Origin of the sequence: Microbacterium sp. NPDC057659, from assembly GCF_042799915.1 — a bacterium.
In the GTDB taxonomy this organism is placed as follows: domain Bacteria; phylum Actinomycetota; class Actinomycetes; order Actinomycetales; family Microbacteriaceae; genus Microbacterium.
Map to the genome: position 1 here is coordinate 1,070,164 of NZ_JBHVHU010000001.1, position 18,177 is coordinate 1,088,340.

Here is an 18,177-nt window from a genome sequence, read left to right on the forward strand (position 1 = left end):
TCATCATCCTATTCCACGACGGCTGAGAACTCGGGCGACCGCCTCACCGGAAGCTGACACGCCCCGTCGTGCCGTCGTACGTGGCAGTGCCCTTGGTGAACGCCATCGTGCAATCGCCCCCGGGCAGTCCGCACTTCGCCGCCGCCGCGGGCCAGCCCCAGGCTCCCGCCGCGCCGCTGGACTTCACGTACGCGGTGCGCAGCGCACCGTTGCCCATGGCGAATGCACCCACCGGCGACTCCCAGAATGTGCCCTTCGAGAACTCCTGGAGCGTGCCACCGCCGTTCTGCGGGATCGCCTTCGCCGCGGTCCTCGGATACCCGATCGACGCCGGGCCCAGTCGCTGCCACTCCTTGGTCACGCCTGCGGACATCAGCACAGCGCCGGTGGCACCCGAGTATCCGACGGTGCCCTTGGTGAAGGGCATCGAGCACCCTCCGCCGACCAGTCCGCATTTCGCGGCCGCCGCCGGCCAGCCCCACGCCCCCGCCGGACCACCCGCCTTCAGGTACGCCGTACGCAGCGCGCCGTACCCCATGGCGAAGGCGCCGGCACCGGACTGCCAGAACGTGCCCTTGGTGAACTCCTGCACCGTACCGCCGCCGTTGGCGGGGTTCGCCGTCGCAACCGCCTTGGGATATCCCACGGACGCGGGGTCCAGCCTCAGCCATTCCTTCGCGACCGCCGTGGACATCAGCACGGATCCGGTCTCAGCGGAGTATCCGATCGTGCCCTTGGTGAACGCCATGACGCAGCCGCCGCCGGAGAGGCGGCAGGTCGCAGCTCCCGCCGGCCACCCCCACGCGCCCGCAGGACCGTTTGCCTTCACATACGACGTCCGCAGTGCACCATGCGCCATGGCGAAGGCGCCGGCAGGGGACTCCCAGATGGTGCCCTTGCTGAACTCCTGCACCGCGCCGCCCCCGTTGGCGGTGCTCGCCTTCGCATCGGCAAGGGGCAGCCCGAGGCTGGAGCCCAGCCCGCCCCACGTCTTGGCGACGCCGTTGCTCAGACGGACCAGGCCGGCAGTCGCCGTATAGACCCCGAGGCCGTTCACGAACGCCTGCTGCACGGCTCCGGCCGATGCCGACGAAGGAGCCTTCGGATACCCGAAGACGCTCTTCTCATTACCCGCCTTGGCGTACGCCGGCGCGATCGACTTCGGCACCAGCACCGACTGGGTGTCAGGAGAGTAGAACGTCGTGCCGTTCTGAAACTCCATCCGGCAACCGCCCGCGAGCAGGCCACAGGTCGCCACGGAAGCCGGCCAGCCCCAGGATCCGCCCTGGGCGCCCGCCTTCTCATAGTTCGTGAGGAAGGGCCCCAGCGCCATTCCGAACGCTCGGGTCGCGCCGCTCTTCAGCCAGATGGTCCCCTTGGCGAACTTCTGCACCTGTCCGCCGCCATTGGCTGTGACGGTCGTCGCCGACGTCGTGGGCTGCCCGAGCGCACCACCGGCGCCGCCGAGACGCGTCCACTCCGTGGCGATGGCGCCCGTCACGGAAGGCGTGGTGCTCGCGGGCTTCTGCGTCGACCCGAACCAGTCCGTGAAGTAGTTGTAGAAGTTCCGGTTCCCGTACGCGGAGCACGAGTCCCCTGTCCCGTACCCTGCACGAAGAGCCGCCGCGTTCGGCTGATAGGGCGTGTAGTAGTACAGCGCCGACGTCGCCTTGTTCGCGACGTAGACCGGTGACGAGCCGCAGGCGGAGTTCGGGCTGTAGCGGATGTTCCAGGTCTTGCCCGGCGCGTACCAGGTGAAGTACTTGCCCTCCATGTACAGGTTCATCTGCCGCGCTGCGCCGTAGATCTGGTGGAAGAAGCCGATGAACTTCGGGTCGCACGGTGCCGTGTCCGGACACGCCTGTCCCAGCGCCTTGTCGTAGCGCCACTGACTGGGCCACGTGTGGGTGACCAGGCCCTGCTCCTTCTGCAGCATCACGATCAGCACCTGCGGGTTGATGTTGCAGGACTGTGAGACCCGGTAGATGATGCGTGCCGCAGACTCGTTCGCTGCTCCCGTGTAGCCCTTGCAGTACGCATCGGCCGGCCTGGTCACCGAGGTGATGCGGAAGTCCTTCAGACACGTGTACCCGCTCTGACAGGTCTTGACCTTGCTGTTGAAGAACGACTGGATCTGCGCCTCGGTCATGCTGCCCTTGGCCGTGAACACCGCGTCGCTGATGATGTTCCCCGCCGAGAATCCGACCAGTGAGGCCTTCACGGGGCCGCCTGCCGGCGCCGCGGATGCCGCCGTCGCAGGCATCAGCACACTCAGGGAAAGTGCTGCCGCAGCGACGACTGCGGTGAGGATTCGGCTGATGCGGGGCGATTTCTGCGGACGCCGGGAACGTCTGGACATGTGAACAGTGTGACAGAAGTCACCGGTGTGGCGCGAGGGGCACCTGATTCAGGCGGGAGTAAAGTTGACGACCACGCGTGTGTCAGAGCTCGGCGTGCAGCGCCCAGACGCGCTCCGCGGAGCTCGCCCATGAGAAGGCCTTGGCACGATCGGATGCCAGCACCCGCAGTTTGTTCGCCTCGCTGCCCGCCGCCGCGACGACCGCCTCGGTGAAGTCCTCCGGCGCGACCACGAGACCGCCGTCCGCGACGACGTCACGATGCACCCCGCTCGAGGCCGCGACCACCGGAACGCCGAGCACCATCGCCTCGATGACGCGCCACGGCCACGCATCCCACGCGCTCGTCGCGAGCACTGCCGCGGCGCCGGCCAGCACCGCCGCGCGATCCGGCGCGTCGAGAGCGCCGCGCACGTGCGCCCGGCGCTCCGGCATTCCTGCGGCAGAGGCGATCTCCGTGATCGCGGACTCCGATCCCTCCGCCGCGTCGAGGACGACGGCGTCGAGGCCGGCGGCCACCGCCGCGGCGAACCCCACCGACAGCGAGTCGCGATCGCCCACGATCACGGCGTACCGCTCCGGCAGGAGCAGGGCGCCGCGGCGCGGCGCGGCATCCGCCGGCACCGCGAATCGCTGGGGCGGTGCACCGGCGATCACCCGGATGCGGTCGCCGAAGGATCCGATCTCGGCCAGGCGCCGCGCCATGGCGTGCGACGGCACGACGATCGCGTCGGCATGCTTCACCGCGCGCCGCAGCATCCCCCGCTGCCAGGCCACGGATGTCTTCGAGTACTGGTCGGGCGCGTCCCACGCTCCCAGATCCCACAGCGTGACGATCGTCTGGTCGCCGTCGTGCACGCGATCGTGCCGAACCAGGGGGGCCATCAGCGTCGGCGCGTGCACCAGCCCGCCACCCACTCCCGGTGCGAAGCCGAGCGGCCACGCGGCTGCGAGCTCGCGCCGCCCCATCGCGAGCGTGCGCACCTCCTCGACCCCGGCGATCGGCACCTCGGCACCCACGGGCGCGATCGCCGACACCGCGCATCCACGAGGTGCGGTGAGGACGAGCCCTGCCGTCAGGTCGAGCGACGCCGCAGCCTGATCCGGATCCACGACCGTCACGAGCTGATCGAGGACGACACGCAGCAGCACACTCATGAGGCAAGGCTAATCGCGCGTGCCTGAGAACTCGGTTGGACGGTGTCCAGGAACTTACGGCGTCGGCGTCTTCGTCGGCGGATGCAGGGCCTGCTGCACCATCTCGTGGATCTGACCGAAGTCCGGATGCCGCTCGCTGACACCGCCGTCCGGCGTCAGCTCGATGGTCGTCACCTTCTGCTTCTTCGCCTTCATGATCAGGTCAAAGAACTCCGGAAGCTTGTCCTGCGGCAGATCCGTGTGAGCGAGCTCGGCACCGGCGTCCGCGACCGCGCTGAAATGCGTGAGCACATTCTGCGGGGTGAACTGCGCGAGGATCGCCTGCTGGAGCTGACGCTGTCGCTTCATCCGGTCGAAGTCGCTGGTCGTGTAACGGGAACGGGCGTACCACTGCGCGGTGTCGCCGTTCATATGCTGCTGGCCCGGCTCGATCCAGCCGGTCGCCCACTCCGACACCGGCTTGTTCGTCTTGCCCGGTCCCCCGCCCTTCGGCAGGCGCTTCTCGACCTTGATGTCCACGCCGCCGAGGGCGTCGATGAGGTCGGCGAAGCCGTTCATGTCCACGAACACGTAGTACGGGATCTCGATGCCGAGCACGCCCTCGGCCGCATCCTTCGTGGCCTCGATCCCCGGATCCGATCCGTGCGCGACGGCCTCGGGGTACAGGCTCTGCCCCTTGTCCTTCCGGCACACCTGCACGGCGTTGGTGAGCTGGTTGATGCCCGAGCCCCAGCCGCAGGTCGCGTCGTCGTGACCCTCGAAGAAGTTGCGGTAGTCGTAGCCGACGAGCTTCGGATCGCGCATCGGGCTGTCCTCGGCGAACGGAACCTTCGGCATGTCGCGGGGGATGCCGAAGATGGTGACCTTCCCGGTGGCCGCGTTCACCGAGACCACCGAGATGCTGTCGTAGCGCAGCGAGTCGCGCCCGGTGCCGCTGTCGGCGCCGAGCAGCAGGATGTTGTAGTAGCCGTCGCTGGGCGGCAGGCTCGGGCCGCTGCTTCCGAAGATGGAGGTGAAGGCCCCACGCGTGGACGCCACCGCAGTGGACGCGTAGAGCGTGCCCCAGACGGCCAGCGACAGCACCAGCAGCGCCGCGATCGGCGCGAGGAAGCGCGACACCGTCGGCAGCTTCACCACTCGCAGCAGCCGGATCGTGTCGATCGTCAGCACCACCCAGAGCACCGCGTACGCGATCAGCAGCACCTGGACGAGGGTGAGCACGAACCAGTTGCCCGCGAGCGTGATCATCGCGCTGCGCCAGAACAGTGCGAGCCCCGCTGCCAGAAGCACAAGTACCCAGCCGAGCAGTGTCGCGCCCAGCCCGAACCTGCCGAGCCGGCGGTTGCCTGCGAGGATCTGGGCCGAACCGGGCACCAGGAAGTTCATCGCCACGAGCCACCAGGCCCGACGCCCCATGAACGGCTGATCGTCGCTCTCGGGGTTGCGCAGCGGCAGCGACTCGATCAGCGGGCGTCCCGCCGATGCGCGCTGCCGGGGCGGGGCCAGGGTCACAGGGAGCCCTTCAGCCGCCGGTTCTTCTCCTCGACCTGCGCCTCCAGGTCGCGGGCGTACTCCTCCACCCGATCGGCGAGGGCGTCGTCGGAGGTGCCGAGGATGCGCGCCGCGAGCAGGCCCGCGTTCTTCGCGCCGCCGATGGAGACGGTTGCGACGGGGATGCCGGCCGGCATCTGCACGATCGAGAGCAGCGAATCCATGCCGTCGAGGTACGCCAGCGGCACGGGCACGCCGATCACGGGAACAGCGGTCACCGAGGCGAGCATGCCCGGCAGGTGCGCCGCGCCGCCGGCCCCGGCGATGATCACCCGGATGCCGCGGCCGCGGGCATCCCGTCCGTAGGAGATGAGCTTGTCCACCGTGCGGTGGGCTGACACCACCTCGACCTCGTGTGGGATGCCGAAGTCGCTGAGCGCCTGGGAGGCGTCGCTCATCACGCGCCAGTCGGAGTCCGATCCCATGACGACGCCGACGACGGGACGGCTCGAGGAGTGCAGTGGCTCAGTCACCACAACAGGCTACGGTTCGCGCCTGTGAGAACGGCGCAACGGCACGCCTACGCGAAGTATGCCGCCGCCGCCCGCGCCGCGTAGACGACGTCATCGAGATCGTCGCCGGCGACGTTCACATGCCCGACCTTGCGCCCGGGGCGGGAGGCCTTGCCGTAGGTGTGGATCTTGGCGTCGGGGTGCGCGGACATGGCCGCCGGGAAGCGCTCGTCGATCGTGGCATCCGCCGGGCCGCCCAGGATGTTGATCATGACCGACCACGGTGCGCGCAGCCCCGTGTCGCCCAGCGGCAGGTCCGCCACCGCACGCAGATGCTGCTCGAACTGCCCGGTGACCGCGCCGTCCTGGCTCCAGTGCCCGCTGTTGTGCGGACGCATGGCGAGCTCGTTCACGAGCAGACGCTCGTCCACCGTCTGGAACAGCTCGACCGCCAGCATCCCGGTGACGCCGAGGCCCTCGGCGATCTGCCGACCGATGCCCTCGGCGACCTGCACCAGGCGATCGGACGCCTCCGGGGCGGGGGCGAACACCTCGGCGCAGACGCCGTCGCGCTGCACGGTCTCGACCACCGGATAGGCGACGATGTCGCCGCTGGGGCGACGCGCCACCTGCTGCGCCAGCTCGCGGGAGAACGAGACCAGCTCCTCGACCAGGAGGGCGTCGAAGTCGCCGAACCACTCCGCCGCGTCCGCAGCATCCGACACGACCATCACGCCCTTGCCGTCGTATCCGCCGCGCGGTGTCTTCACGACGGCGCGGCCGCCATGGTCGTCGAGGAAGGCCTGCAGCTCGGCGGTGTCGTGCACGGCCGCCCAGTCCGGCTGAGGAGCACCGAGCTCTGCGAGCTTCGTGCGCATGACGAGCTTGTCCTGCGCGTACTGCAGGGCGTCCGGTCCAGGGTGCACCTGGACTCCGTCGGCGACGAGCGCGCGCAGCACCTCTTGCGGGACGTGCTCGTGGTCGAAGGTGATCACATCGACGTCGGCGGCGAATGCCCGCACGGTCTCGAGGTCTCGGTAGTCGCCGACTCCGGTGGCCGCCAGCTGCGCCGACATCCCCTCGTCCTCCGCGAGCACCCGCAGATCGAGTCCGAGCTCGACCGCCGGGGCGATCATCATCCGGGCCAGCTGCCCTCCACCGATCACACCTACGCGCACTGCCATCCGCGACTCCTAACGTCGCGTCCATTCTCCCGTATCAGGGAGCCAGCGGCGGCCCTGACGGCGGCGGCGCCCCGAGACCGGACTGCGCATCGCGGTGCGCGAGGATCTGGCTGACCTCGATCTGGTCCGCCAGCGTCTCATGGACGAGGTTCACGCTGGGCACGTTCACCAGCCGCAGCGGTGCATCCACGCCGTTGCTGAGCGTGATCGTCCCCGCACCCCACATCCGCTGCACCAGCCCGCGATGCACTGCGATCGTGTAGCCGCGCGCGTGCGAGACCTCGCGGCGACGCCGCGACCCGATCCCCTCGCGCACGATCACGCGACGGTTCGTGATCGTGTAGCTGCGCGACCGCCACACCGCGTACGGGATGAGGACGAGAAGCACGATCGCCGCTCCCGCGGCCGCCAGCAGCATCCAGTTCTGGAAGGGCGCAGGAAGGTTGCCGTAGAGGTACGCCGTCGCGCCGAACACGACGATCAGCACCAGCGCCGACCAGAACAGCCGTCGCGCATGCCCGTGGAACCGCGCGACGAGCAGCTCCTCGACGGGAGCACCTGGCGGCGGCATCATGGGCCGCCCGCCGAGAGTGACGGGCTGGGACATGGCTCCATTGTGCCCAGGGGTCCCTGACATACCGCTCTGCGCGGCCCGGCGTGTCAGACGGCGCGGACGTGCACCACGTCGCCGGCCGAGACGGGATGCTCTGCGCCGTCTGACACGACCACGAGGCGTCCGTCGGCGTCGAGGCCCGTGGCGACGCCGAGCAGCTCACCGCCCGCGGGCAGTTCGACACGCACCTGCCGCCCGATCGTCAGGCAGCGGGCGGTGACCGCGGCACGGACGCGATCGGCACTCTGCTCCGTGGCGAGCGCCGCGATCCAGGCGTCGAGCGCCGACACGTAGTCGGCCACCAGGCGGTCGTCGTCGGCCGTCACCCCGAGAGCGGCGAACGAGGTCGCTGTCGCGACCGGCAGCTGCTCCGCGGTCATCACCGTGTTCACGCCGGAGCCCACGATCACCGCATCCTGCGTCGCCTCGGCGAGGATGCCGCAGATCTTGCGCCCGTCGACCAGCACGTCGTTCGGCCACTTCACGCCCACGTCGTGCTCCGACAGCTGCGCCGCCACTGCATCCGCCATCGCCAGCCCCGCGACGAGCGGGATCCAGCCGCGCGCGGCGGGCGCCGGCAGGTCGCGCAGCAGCACCGAGATCGCCAGCGCGGAGCCCCGGGGCGTCACCCAGGTGCGGTCCAGGCGGCCTCGGCCGGCGGTCTGGTGATCGGTCAGCAGCACCGTCAGGTGCGGCGCACCTTCGGCGGATGCCCGCAGCTGCGCATTCGTGGAGGGCGACGCGGCGACCACGACGAGGCGCGCCGCGACGGCAGCGGTGCGGGGCAGATCCATGCTCACACCGACCGGATGACGGCGCCGCGCAGAGCGGCGGAATCGATCACGTGGCCGTCCCCGGTGGGGCGCAGCGGCAGGTCGTCGACCCCGATCCCGTCGATCATCAGACCGGCCTCATCGCCCGCGGTCGTCGCATCGCGCTTGCGCCGGCGCACGTTGATCTCCTTGACGGTGCCCGTCAGGTTCCCCGCCTCGCGCTCGAGCACGACGGCCCCGCCCTGAGCGACAGAACCGGATGTCACGCGACCGGTGAACACCGGGCCGCGGAAGGTGATCACGAACACGTCGTCGATCTCGAATCGGAACGGACCGGAGGCCGCCGGATTCGGCTGCGCCATCCTCTCCGTGCGGCGGAACAGTCCCATCAGTCCTCGTCCTCGTCCTTCGCCTCTTCGTCGTCGTCGTCCTCTTCGGAACCCGCATCGCCGATCTCGCCGGCGTGCCAGTCGTCCCACTTCTGCATGAGCTGCTCGATCGCGGCGTGGAACTTCGCGGTCGCGACGCCCTCGGTCGTGTCGCCGAAGTAGTGCTGCACCCACATCCGCAGCTTCTTGATCGCGTCGTCGTCGGCGCGCACGCGCTCGACCTCGGCGACGATGTCCGCGGCACCCTCGACGGTGAGCCACTCGCAGTCGGACAGATACCCCTTGGTGTCGATCGAGGCGCGTTCGTCGGCGGGGCGGGTGATCAGCAGCGGCTTGCCCGCGGCCAGTCTGTCGTAGACCATCGCCGAGATGTCGACGATCGCGACATCCGCCGCGGCGAGCTGCCAGCCCAGCTCCGGACCGTCGTCGTAGAAGTGCTTCGCGGCCGGATCCGCGCCGTTCGCCTCGGCGATCGCGGCGAGGATGCGGCGATGGGCGGCACCGTACTCGGCGTCGACCACACCGCTGCGCGGGTGCGGGCGGTAGATGACCCGGTGCGTCCCGGTGGCCAGCAGGGCCTTGACCAGCGCCTCGCCGTGCGTGGCGATCGAGCCGTAGTGCGCCGAGGGGCGGTCGCCCTCCCAGGTCGGCGCGTACAGCACCACCGTGCGCTCGTCCGGGGTGTAAGGCAGCGTGCCGGAGTAGTGGTCGGCCTGCGGACGGCCGATCTCGATCGTGCGGCTGTCGATGTCGTAGTCCCACAGCGTCCGGCTGAGCCGGTCACGTGCGGCCTGTCCCGCCACCAGGGCGTAGTCGTAGGCCTTGTACTGGTTGGTGGTCATGTACATCTTGTCGGATTCGCCGTGGTTGATGAACACGTGCCAGCGGCGCCCGTATCGGAACATCTGGAAGTTGCGGGTGTTCTGGTTCACGTACAGCACGACACGGATGTCCTGCTTCGCGATGAACCGCTCCAGGTCGCGCACTGTGGGCACGAAGGCCACCGGCGGAGCATCCTCGGCGATCAGTTTCTCGGCACCGGTCGCGCTGCGCGACAGGACCACGACGGGCCAGCGCTCGGCCAGACCCGCGAGCGGCCGGTACCACTGCCGCATCTGGTACATGTTCACGGCGCCGTCGGCGAAGTACACCGCGATCTGGAAGTGCTGCTCGGGAAGCGGCGGCTGTGCGGCGATCGTGCGTCGCACCCGCTGCACCGCCGTGCGCGAGGCGAGGGCCTTCCTCAGCAGGGAATAGGCCTTCTTTGAATCGGACACCACGCTCACACATCCAGAGTACTAAGAGCATCGGTCGTGAAAGGATCGTCACGTGCAGGATGATGCGATCACGACGGCCGGGGTGTCCTTCGTGATGCCCGTGCTCAACGAGCGCGCCTACCTCGAGCATGCGGTCGCCTCGGTGCTGTCGCAGGACGTGGACGGCCCCACCGAGCTCGTCCTGGCGCTCGGTCCCTCCGGCGACGGCACGACCGAGCTCGCACACCGTCTCGCGGCAGCGGATGAGCGCATCAGGGTCGTTGACAACCCCGCCGCAGACATCCCCATCGGTCTCAACCTGGCGATCAGGGCGAGCCGCTATCCCACTGTCATCCGCGTGGACGCGCACTCCGAGCTCTCCCCCGGGTACGCACACCGTGCGATGCAGACGCTGGAGCGGACAGGCGCCGCCAATGTCGGCGGGGTGATGCGCGCCGAGGGCCGCACGCCCTTCCAGAAGGCGGTCGCGCACCTGTACAACTCCCCCGTCGGCCTCGGCGGCGGCGCCTACCACGGCAGCACCCACGAAGGCGAGGCGGAGTCGGCCTATCTCGGAGTGATGCGCCGCTCGGTGCTCGACGAGGTGGGCGGCTTCGACGAGACGATCCGCCGCGGCGAGGACTGGGAGCTGAACCTGCGCATCCGTCAGGCCGGCCATCTGGTCTGGTTCGACCCGCAGCTCGCCGTGACCTACTGGCCGCGCGAGAGCTGGTGGCGTCTGGCCAGGCAGTTCCGCGCCACCGGTGCATGGCGCGGCGAGCTGGTGCGGCGGTACGGCCGCCGCAACGGTCTGCGGTTCTTCGCCCCTCCGGCCCTCGTGGTGCTTCTCGCGGTCGCGGTCGTGATCGGCGTCCTCCAGCTGACCGGTGTACTGGCCGGCGCCTGGTCGCTGATCGCTTCCCTCGTCTACGTGCCGCTGATCGCCTACGCCCTGCTGGTGATCGCCGTGGCGTTCGCGCCCGGCGGTCGCGGACTCCGCGAGAGGCTCTGGACGCTGGCGGTGCTGCCCACGATGCACATCGCCTGGGGCGCCGGATTCATCGCGGGCCTGCTCCGGGGCGCGCACGACACCGTCGACGCATCCCGTCTCGGCGGCCGCAACACCCCGCTTCCCTGACCGTTCGTCCGGCTCAGGGGCCGGGTGGCTACGGCGTCAGCCACCCCTGGTCGAGGATGCGGGACACGACGCGCTCCGCGGCGCGCCCGTCGTCCCGACGATTGAACTGCGCGCGCCAGGCGGCGTACCGCTCGGCGTACACGTCTGTGGTGTTCGCGGCGAGCGCGGCGACCAACTCGTCCTGTGAGCGCAGCAGCGGGCCGGGGGCGCGCTCGGCGAGATCGAAGTAGAAGCCGCGCAGCTCACCGCGGTAGTGCTCGAGGTCGGGCACCAGGAAGTACATCGGCTTGCCCGTGACGCTGAAGTCGAACATCACCGAGGAGTAGTCGGTGATCAGGGCGTCGGCGGCCAGCAGCAGGCGCGCGGTCTCGGGGTACCCGGTGACGTCGATCACGCGGGCGCCGGTGCGGTCCTGGCCAGGCTTCAGCGTGCGGGAGTGCCCGCGCACCAGCACCACGGCGTCCGTCTGGCGCGCCAGGGCCTCGGGGTCGACGAAGTCGACCATCTCGGTGCGGTCGTCGCGCCACGTCGGCGCGTACAGCAGCACCCGTTCCTCTGCTCCGATCCCCAGAGCAGCACGGACCCCGGCCGCGTCACCGCCGGTGAGCACGTCGTTTCGCGGATAGCCCTCGACCCAGATCGGCTTGCCGAAGAACGCGTAAGCCTTCCTGAGCACCCGCTCGGCGTACAGGTTCTGCGCGAGCAGCACGTCCCAGCGTCGGGATTCCTTGACCACAGCCGCCATCCGACGCGGGTCGAAGCCGCGGCGGTGCAGGGCGAGGCGCTTCAGCGGCGTTCCATGCCAGGTCTGCAGCACCCGCTGCCCCGGCTTGCGGGAGAAGCGCCTGCGCAGCCAGTCGTTCACGATCAGCATCCGGGACGCGCCCCGGGCGCGCCACCACTCCGGGCTGCCCTCGACCACGGGCACCGCGCCCTCCGGCACCTCGACCGACAGGTCGGTCACCGCCCAGTACCGGGTCACCGCCGGAGCCCGCTCGGCCAGCACGCGGTCGATCGCGCGCGGGTTGCAGCCGGCCACCTGGCCGTAGAAGCTCTCGAAGAACACGGCGTTCTCGGTGCCGCCGCCCTCGGCCGCGTACCGCTCCTCGAGCGTCGACTGCCCCTCGGTGGTCTCGTAGACCGGGTCGATCGGAGGGGCGATCGTCACCGCCGCACCGCTGACGGCCACTCGAAGGATCGGCAGCAGCACATCCTCGAGGGTCAGCTCGCCCAGATCGGCACCGTCGATCTCGAGACGGTACTCCCCCGCCGGCAGAGGCAGCTCGGCCCCACCCCAGCGCGAGGTGCGCAGCGGGAACGAGGCCTTCCAGGTCTTGCCGCCACCCGTGATCGTCGCCGCCACCCCGGCTCTGGCGCCCGACAACGCTCCCGCAGACGGGCGCGGGCCGCTGCCGCTGATCACCAGGGTCTCGCGATCCTCATCGATCCGGGCAGTCGTCATCGTGTTCCCTTCGGTGCCGGGATCCCGCGTGAGCGGATCGCCCGGTAGACGCGGCCGGCGTTGCCGCCGTCGCGATAGGCGTGCATCTCTGCGCTGAGCGTAGCCGACCTTGCGGACCGGTTCTCGAAGGTCGCCTCATCGGCGAGCGTGCTCTCGAGATCGGCCAGCAGACCGTCCCAGCCGGTCGCCGCATCGGGTGCGACATCCTCGTACCGGCCGTAGAACCCGCGCACGCGGGAGTACTCCTCCGCGTCGGGGGCGAGGAACAGCACCGGCATGGCGAGCAGCCCCACGTCGTAGGCCAGCGACGAGTAGTCGGTGATCAGCACGTCGATGCGCGGGAGCGCGGGAGTCACATCCGGAAGCAGCGACGAGCCCAGCATCCGCACCCGACCGCTCGACCACGGCGGCGCGTATGCTCCCTCGCCCAGCGGGTGGGAGCGGACGAACAGGATCGCGTCGTGCCTCTCGAGCAGGGCGACGATGCGGACCCACTCCGCGGCATCGGGCACGGCGGGATCGGCCTCGCCGTCACGCCAGGTCGGTGCGTACAGGATCGCCCGCTGCCGGCGCAGCAGCGGTCCGGTGCGGGTGAGCATCGCCGTGGCGGCAGTGCGCCGCTCGTCGGCGGTGCCGGCGGAGAGCACGTCCACACGCGGCTCACCGGTGACCACGACGCGGTCGTCGCCGAGCCCGAAGGCCGACTCCAGGCGGCCGCGGGAGCGATGCGAGGCGGCGGGCAGCACGCGGATGCGCTGTGCTGCGCTGCGGTACGCCACGCCGACGAGCCGCCGCAGCACGGATGCGCCGGGCACGGCGGGCACCTCGGTCGTGGCCGGCGAGTCCAGTCCGATGCGCTTGAGCGGGATGCCGTGCCAGAGCTGCACGACGAACGCGTCGGAGGACCCGTACCTGTTCACGTCGCCCAGGCCGTGGGTCACGACGACGACACCGGCGCGCGCCGTCGCCCACCAGCCCCGGATGCTGTCGCGGGGAACCGTCCGGATGCCGAGTTCCGCGGCATCCGCCTTCTCGCGCGCGTTGCGCACGAGCCAGACCGCCCGATGCCCCTCGGCGGTCGCGACCCGCCACATCGCGAGAGCCCCGTCGCCGATCCCGGCGCCGCAGCCGAACACCCAGGTGCGTCCGCGCGGCACGATCAGATTGCCTATGCGCCCGACGGCATACAGCGGGAGGCGCAGCAGCTTAGCCGCATTCCCGGAACCGAAAGAGAAGGACGCCACCCCGCGAGCCTATCGCGGTGGTGACGTCCTTCTCTGAGGAGCAATTGCGGGTCGCCTGCTCTGCGGAGCGGGCGAAGACCGGCACTAGGGCTTGAGCGTCCCGAGCGTGACCTCGGTGTCGTACGACTTGCCGTCGCGGACGTAGGTCAGCTTGGCGTCGCTGCCGCCGGCGACGGCGCGCACCTGGGCGGTGAGATCAGTCGAGTTCGTGATCGGGACGCCGTTGAACTCGGTGACGACGTCGCCCTTCTGCAGGCCCGCCTTCGCGGCCGCCCCGCCTCCCGTGGCATCCACGATGTATGCGCCGGCGACCGTGGCGTCCTGCACCGAGGATGCGTCCCGCACCGAGGCGCCGAGCAGGCCGTGGGTGGCGCTGCCGTCGTCCATGATCTGCTTGGCCACGCGCTGCGCGACATCGGACGGAATCGAGAAGCCGAGGCCGATCGAGCCCGACTCGCTGCCGCCGGAGGACGAGCCGCCGGCGGTCGCGATCGCGACGTTGATGCCGATCAGGTCACCCTTGCTGTCGACCAGCGCACCACCGGAGTTGCCCGGGTTGATGGCGGCGTCGGTCTGGATCACGGCGATCGAGATGGATTCGCTGGCCTGCTGCTGCTGGCCCTGACCCGGGATGTCGAACTGGAACGGGCTGCCGTTGCCGTTGCCCTGTCCGTCCTGACCGTTCTGGTCCTCCTGGCCCTGGTTCTGATCGCTGGTCTTCGGCGCCGCCGAGGACGCGATCTGGATGCTGCGGTTCAGCGCACTGACGATGCCGGTGGTGACCGAGTTGGAGAGGCCGAGCGGTGCCCCGACGGCCACGGCCGTGTCGCCGACGTTCAGCTTCGACGAGTCCGCGAAGTCGATCGGCTTCAGGCCCGAGGCGTCCTTCAGCTTGATGACGGCGAGGTCGTAGATCGGGTCGGTGCCGACGACCGTGGCGGAGAAGATCTTTCCGTCCGAGGTGGTGACCCTGATCGTCGGGTCGGAGACCGCCCCGCCGAGGGTCACCACGTGGGTGTTGGTCAGCACGTAGCCGTCCTTGGTGAGCACGACGCCCGAGCCGCTGCCGCCCTCGCTCTGCCCGGAGACGTCGATGGTGACGACCGACGGCAGCACCTTGGAGGCGATGGCCGTCGTCTCGTTCACCGAGCCGGGGTTGTTCACCGTCACGGTCTGCGGACCGGAGGCCGCCGAGCCCTGGCTCTCGGGGACCGCCGAGTTCCACAGTGCGCCACCGCCGAAGCCGGCGACGCCGCCGACGAGAGCCGCGGCAAGCACGAACGCGGCGATCTTGCCGCCGGAGCGCTTCGCTGGCGCGGTGGTCTGTGCGCCGTGCAGGGGCTGCACCGGCTGGGTGGGCGCGTCCGCACCCTGCGGGGGCAGGCCGAAGGCCGCGCCGGTCGCGTATGCGGCGGTGGGCTGCTGCTGAGCGGCGCCCTGCGCCGGGTAGCCCTGGCCCTGCACCGGCTGACCCAGGGGTGCCTGTGCCTGTGCCTGCGCCTGCTGCGCCGGAGTGTGCGGGGCTGGGAACACGGGGTTCTGCGGGGCCTGCGCCTGCGGCGTGACGGGGGCCTGCGGAGCCGCAGCGGCCGGCTCGGATGCCGGTGTCTGCGAGTCCGAGGAGAAGTTCGAGGGAAGCTGGTGACCTGCGGGGGCGCCCGCGGCCGTGGCATCCGGGTTCTGGGACGGCTGGGGGGCGATCGGTTCGCCCTGGTTGTTCTCGTTCATGGTCTGCTCCTTACAACTCTTACAGCGTGACGGGCGATGCTGTGCGTTTCGTATGGCGACGATGGATTTCTTCTATGGTCTTAGCCTGTTCTGCATGGATGTCATTCCCGGCGCATGGCGCCGCACAGCAGCGGGCGCCGGACTGCTCTCCCCTGACGGCCAGGTCGCACCCACCATCTTCGCGGAGATGTCCGCCGCGGCGCTGCGGACGGGATCGGTCAATCTCGGTCAGGGGTTCCCCGACGAGGACGGGCCGGCCCAAGTTCTCGAGGCGGCCCGCGATGCGATCGCCGCCGGCGTGAACCAGTACCCGCCCGGACGCGGCACCGCGGACCTCCTGGCGGCGATCAGCGAGCATCAGCGGCGCTTCTACGGACTGGTGGTCGACCCTGCATCCGAGGTGATCGTCACGGCCGGTGCCACGGAGGCGCTCACCGCGACGCTGCTGGCGCTGATCGACTCCCCCGATGACGAGGTGCTCGTGTTCGAGCCGTACTACGACTCGTACGCCGCGGTCGTCGCCCTCGCCGGCGCCCGGCTCCGCACGGTGCCGCTGCGCGTGCCCGGCTTCCAGCCCGACCTGGACGAGCTCGCCGATGCGGTGAACGATCGCACCCGCATCATCCTGATCAACGATCCGCACAACCCGACCGGCGCCGTGTTCGGCCCCGAGGTCCTCGCCGAGGTCGTCCGGCTCGCGAATCTGCACGACGCGGTCATCGTCACGGACGAGGTGTACGAGCATCTCGCCTTCGACGGTCCGCACGTGCCGATCGCGACGCTGTCCGGCGCCGCTGAGCGCACCCTGACGATCTCATCGGCCGGCAAGACGTTCTCGACGACCGGCTGGAAGATCGGCTGGGTCCACGGCCCTGCGGCCCTGATCACGGCCGTGCTCACCGTGAAGCAGTTCCTCACCTACGTCAACGGCGCGCCGTTCCAGCCCGCCGTCGCCGTCGGACTGCGACTGCCGGACTCCTACTTCGCAGATGCCGCAGCCGCCCTGCTGCGCAAGCACGAGCTGCTCGGCGGCGCGCTGCGCTCCGCCGGCTTCGAGGTGCACAGCCCGCAGGGCGGCTACTTCACCGTCGCGGATGCCACGGCGCTGGGCGGGGCGGATGCCGCGGCGTTCTGCCGCGCGCTGCCGGACCGAGCCGGAGTGGTCGCGATCCCGCTCAGCGCCTTCGTCTCACCCGAGCGGCAGTCGTCCTATGCGGGCCTGGTGCGCTTCGCCGCCTGCAAGCGCGTCGAGGTGCTCGAGGAGGCCGCGCGACGACTCACTGCGCTCCGCCCCTCCGACCGTTGAAGTCAGCGATGGAGGTGTTCGTCGAGCGAGCGTCAGCGAGTCGAAGCGCAGAGGCGACACGCACTGCGGTCACCTGAGAGCCGTCGCCACTTCGGCTCGCTGCGGCGATCGTCGCTCAACGACCGGGGTCTGGTACGACCGCGTAGCGGCGCAGCCTCAGCACCGGGTTGACCTCGCGGGTGCGCGCGATCAGCCCCGGATCGACGGCGGCGATCGCGACGCCCTCGTCGCTGCCGACGCCCGCGACGACCACGCCCTGCGGATCGACGATCTGCGAGCGCCCGACGCCGATCGGCGCGGGGTGGTCGGCCGAGATCACATAGGCGGTGTTCTCGATCGCACGGGCGGCGAGGAGTGTCGTCCAGTGGTGCTCCTTGAGCGGCCCGCGCACCCATTCCGCCGGTACGACGAGCGCATCGGCACCGGCATCCGCCAGCGTGCGCGCGACCTCCGGGAAGCGCAGGTCGTAACAGGTCATCAGGCCGTACCTGATGCCGTCGAGGTCGAAGGTCGCGGTGCCCAGCTCCCCCGGCGCGATCCAGTCGGACTCGGTCTGCCCGAATGCGTCGTAGAGGTGCTGCTTGCGGTAGACGGCGCGCACGCCGTCGACGGAGACCGCGACGACCGTGTTGTGCACGCGGCCGGCATCCGCCGTCTCGACCAGCCCTGCCACGATCACGACGCCGTGGCGGGATGCCGCCTCGCGCAGCGTCTGGACGAAGGGGCCGTCCAGCGACTCGGCGTTTTCGGCGAGCGAGGCGTCCATCGGGTTCACGAAGTAGCTCGAGTACTCGGGCAGAACGATGAGCCGGGCGCCGTGCGCCGCGACACGGGCGACGAGCTCCGCGATCTTCTCGCGATTCGCCGCACGGTCCGCCGTCGGGGCGAACTGGCAGACGGCGACGAGCGGCGCGGATCCGGACATGCCCCCATCCTGCCCCAGGAACAGCACCGGCAGCGCTGCCCTGCACCCGATTCGCGAGACCCCGGTTTCCGTGCTAGGCTGTCTTCTTGTGCCGCGGGGTGGAGCAGTTCGGTAGCTCGCCGGGCTCATAACCCGGAGGTCGCAGGTTCAAATCCTGTCCCCGCAACAAAGAAAAGGCTCCTGATCAGGAATTACTGATCAGGAGCCTTTTGCTTTCCCCGGAGAGCCGCGCTCCGGAACACGCCCGCCGGGCGTCGACTTTGGAGTCGCGCCCGCGCCCCGGTAAGCTGTTCAACGTGCCGCGGGGTGGAGCAGTTCGGTAGCTCGCCGGGCTCATAACCCGGAGGTCGCAGGTTCAAATCCTGTCCCCGCAACAGAACGAAGAGGGCCGGTCCGCGAGGACTGGCCCTCTTCATGTTCGCGAAGCCCTCACCCTCGGTGTTCGATCTCGCAGTCCGGACCGGGGAACACGAGCGATTCGTGGCCGTCGTCGAAGCGGACGAAGTACGGCGGTCCCCCGCTGTCGCCGCGCACCTCGATCACCTCGCCGTGACGCTCGCCGTCGCCCACCTTCGCCCCATGGATCACGATCCGCGACCCTGCCACGAGCTCCATCCGTGCCACCTCCTCGTCCTCGAGCC

Annotated in this window: 16 protein-coding genes and 2 tRNA genes; 4 read left to right on the forward strand and 14 right to left on the reverse strand. The window is 70.0% G+C overall.

Annotated features, from left to right (window positions below; translation table 11 throughout):
• Positions 1-43: 43 nt before the first annotated feature.
• From ACFVAE_RS05130 to ACFVAE_RS05170, 9 genes are all read right to left on the reverse strand, one after another.
• Positions 44-2,359: an LGFP repeat-containing protein gene (locus ACFVAE_RS05130; protein ID WP_378888663.1), complete on the reverse strand. Its 2,316-nt coding sequence runs from the start codon at positions 2,357-2,359 to the stop codon at positions 44-46.
• An 82-nt stretch (positions 2,360-2,441) separates the two neighbouring features.
• Positions 2,442-3,515 (reverse strand): glycosyltransferase, encoded by a 1,074-nt coding sequence (locus ACFVAE_RS05135; protein WP_378888666.1) that lies wholly within the window; start codon positions 3,513-3,515, stop codon positions 2,442-2,444.
• 54 nt (positions 3,516-3,569) lie between these two features.
• A complete protein-coding gene (locus tag ACFVAE_RS05140; RefSeq protein WP_378888668.1) occupies positions 3,570-5,027 on the reverse strand; it encodes an LCP family protein in 1,458 nt (485 codons plus the stop codon).
• On the reverse strand, positions 5,024-5,491 hold the full coding sequence (purE, locus tag ACFVAE_RS05145) for a 5-(carboxyamino)imidazole ribonucleotide mutase (RefSeq protein WP_378890498.1): 468 nt from the start codon (positions 5,489-5,491) through the stop codon (positions 5,024-5,026). The genes ACFVAE_RS05140 and purE overlap by 4 nt, the downstream gene beginning before the upstream one ends.
• Before the next feature lie 95 nt (positions 5,492-5,586).
• Positions 5,587-6,702, reverse strand: a complete 1,116-nt coding sequence (locus ACFVAE_RS05150) for a 5-(carboxyamino)imidazole ribonucleotide synthase (protein WP_378888671.1) — start codon at positions 6,700-6,702, stop codon at positions 5,587-5,589.
• Positions 6,703-6,736: 34 nt separating this feature from the next.
• Positions 6,737-7,309 carry a PH domain-containing protein gene (locus tag ACFVAE_RS05155; protein WP_378888674.1) on the reverse strand — a complete coding sequence of 191 codons (573 nt, stop codon included), beginning with the start codon at positions 7,307-7,309 and terminating at the stop codon, positions 6,737-6,739.
• Between the two features lie 53 nt (positions 7,310-7,362).
• Positions 7,363-8,109: a biotin--[acetyl-CoA-carboxylase] ligase gene (locus ACFVAE_RS05160; protein ID WP_378888675.1), complete on the reverse strand. Its 747-nt coding sequence runs from the start codon at positions 8,107-8,109 to the stop codon at positions 7,363-7,365.
• Positions 8,110-8,111: 2 nt separating this feature from the next.
• On the reverse strand, positions 8,112-8,477 hold the full coding sequence (locus ACFVAE_RS05165) for a hypothetical protein (protein WP_378888677.1): 366 nt from the start codon (positions 8,475-8,477) through the stop codon (positions 8,112-8,114).
• Complete coding sequence (locus ACFVAE_RS05170; protein ID WP_378888680.1) at positions 8,477-9,763, reverse strand: CDP-glycerol glycerophosphotransferase family protein; 1,287 nt, start codon at positions 9,761-9,763, stop codon at positions 8,477-8,479. The genes ACFVAE_RS05165 and ACFVAE_RS05170 overlap by 1 nt, the downstream gene beginning before the upstream one ends.
• A gap of 85 nt (positions 9,764-9,848) precedes the next feature.
• Here ACFVAE_RS05170 and ACFVAE_RS05175 point away from each other — a divergent pair, with 85 nt between their 5' ends.
• The gene (locus ACFVAE_RS05175; RefSeq protein WP_378890501.1) at positions 9,849-10,871 is read left to right on the forward strand and encodes a glycosyltransferase family 2 protein; all 1,023 of its coding nucleotides are present in this window, start codon (positions 9,849-9,851) and stop codon (positions 10,869-10,871) included.
• A gap of 28 nt (positions 10,872-10,899) precedes the next feature.
• Here ACFVAE_RS05175 and ACFVAE_RS05180 read toward each other — a convergent pair whose 3' ends face one another.
• The 3 genes from ACFVAE_RS05180 to ACFVAE_RS05190 all read right to left on the reverse strand — a co-directional run bounded on the left by ACFVAE_RS05180 (position 10,900) and on the right by ACFVAE_RS05190 (position 15,305).
• Positions 10,900-12,333: a CDP-glycerol glycerophosphotransferase family protein gene (locus ACFVAE_RS05180; protein ID WP_378888683.1), complete on the reverse strand. Its 1,434-nt coding sequence runs from the start codon at positions 12,331-12,333 to the stop codon at positions 10,900-10,902.
• The gene (locus tag ACFVAE_RS05185) at positions 12,330-13,577 is read right to left on the reverse strand and encodes a CDP-glycerol glycerophosphotransferase family protein (protein ID WP_378888686.1); all 1,248 of its coding nucleotides are present in this window, start codon (positions 13,575-13,577) and stop codon (positions 12,330-12,332) included. Before ACFVAE_RS05185 ends, ACFVAE_RS05180 begins: the two co-directional genes overlap by 4 nt.
• An 84-nt stretch (positions 13,578-13,661) precedes the next feature.
• Positions 13,662-15,305, reverse strand: a complete 1,644-nt coding sequence (locus tag ACFVAE_RS05190) for a S1C family serine protease (RefSeq protein ID WP_378888689.1) — start codon at positions 15,303-15,305, stop codon at positions 13,662-13,664.
• A 94-nt stretch (positions 15,306-15,399) separates the two neighbouring features.
• Here ACFVAE_RS05190 and ACFVAE_RS05195 point away from each other — a divergent pair, with 94 nt between their 5' ends.
• Positions 15,400-16,611 carry an aminotransferase class I/II-fold pyridoxal phosphate-dependent enzyme gene (locus ACFVAE_RS05195; RefSeq protein WP_378888692.1) on the forward strand — a complete coding sequence of 404 codons (1,212 nt, stop codon included), beginning with the start codon at positions 15,400-15,402 and terminating at the stop codon, positions 16,609-16,611.
• Between the two features lie 115 nt (positions 16,612-16,726).
• On the opposite strand, the gene ACFVAE_RS05200 is transcribed toward ACFVAE_RS05195, so the two are convergent.
• Positions 16,727-17,536, reverse strand: coding sequence for a carbon-nitrogen hydrolase family protein (locus tag ACFVAE_RS05200; RefSeq protein ID WP_378888694.1), 810 nt, complete (start codon positions 17,534-17,536; stop codon positions 16,727-16,729).
• A gap of 92 nt (positions 17,537-17,628) precedes the next feature.
• Here ACFVAE_RS05200 and ACFVAE_RS05205 point away from each other — a divergent pair.
• Together ACFVAE_RS05205 and ACFVAE_RS05210 are read left to right on the forward strand one after the other, a co-directional pair.
• Positions 17,629-17,702: transfer RNA gene (locus ACFVAE_RS05205), tRNA-Met, on the forward strand.
• 134 nt (positions 17,703-17,836) lie between these two features.
• Positions 17,837-17,910: transfer RNA gene (locus ACFVAE_RS05210), tRNA-Met, on the forward strand.
• 55 nt (positions 17,911-17,965) lie between these two features.
• Here the strand turns inward: ACFVAE_RS05210 and ACFVAE_RS05215 are convergent.
• Positions 17,966-18,151: a DUF1918 domain-containing protein gene (locus ACFVAE_RS05215; RefSeq protein ID WP_378888696.1), complete on the reverse strand. Its 186-nt coding sequence runs from the start codon at positions 18,149-18,151 to the stop codon at positions 17,966-17,968.
• Positions 18,152-18,177: the final 26 nt, after the last annotated feature.

Bases quoted from the DNA above. Each gene is read 5' to 3' on its own strand.
- ACFVAE_RS05130 (WP_378888663.1), bottom strand. From the start codon at position 2,359: ATGTCCAGACGTTCCCGGCGTCCGCAGAAATCGCCCCGCATCAGCCGA.
- ACFVAE_RS05135 (WP_378888666.1), bottom strand. From the start codon at position 3,515: ATGAGTGTGCTGCTGCGTGTCGTCCTCGATCAGCTCGTGACGGTCGTG.
- purE (WP_378890498.1), bottom strand. From the start codon at position 5,491: ATGGGATCGGACTCCGACTGGCGCGTGATGAGCGACGCCTCCCAGGCG.
- ACFVAE_RS05150 (WP_378888671.1), bottom strand. From the start codon at position 6,702: ATGGCAGTGCGCGTAGGTGTGATCGGTGGAGGGCAGCTGGCCCGGATG.
- ACFVAE_RS05155 (WP_378888674.1), bottom strand. From the start codon at position 7,309: ATGTCCCAGCCCGTCACTCTCGGCGGGCGGCCCATGATGCCGCCGCCA.
- ACFVAE_RS05160 (WP_378888675.1), bottom strand. From the start codon at position 8,109: ATGGATCTGCCCCGCACCGCTGCCGTCGCGGCGCGCCTCGTCGTGGTC.
- ACFVAE_RS05165 (WP_378888677.1), bottom strand. From the start codon at position 8,477: ATGGGACTGTTCCGCCGCACGGAGAGGATGGCGCAGCCGAATCCGGCG.
- ACFVAE_RS05175 (WP_378890501.1), top strand. From the start codon at position 9,849: ATGCCCGTGCTCAACGAGCGCGCCTACCTCGAGCATGCGGTCGCCTCG.
- ACFVAE_RS05180 (WP_378888683.1), bottom strand. From the start codon at position 12,333: ATGACGACTGCCCGGATCGATGAGGATCGCGAGACCCTGGTGATCAGC.
- ACFVAE_RS05190 (WP_378888689.1), bottom strand. From the start codon at position 15,305: ATGAACGAGAACAACCAGGGCGAACCGATCGCCCCCCAGCCGTCCCAG.
- ACFVAE_RS05195 (WP_378888692.1), top strand. From the start codon at position 15,400: ATGGATGTCATTCCCGGCGCATGGCGCCGCACAGCAGCGGGCGCCGGA.
- ACFVAE_RS05200 (WP_378888694.1), bottom strand. From the start codon at position 17,536: ATGTCCGGATCCGCGCCGCTCGTCGCCGTCTGCCAGTTCGCCCCGACG.
- ACFVAE_RS05215 (WP_378888696.1), bottom strand. From the start codon at position 18,151: ATGGAGCTCGTGGCAGGGTCGCGGATCGTGATCCATGGGGCGAAGGTG.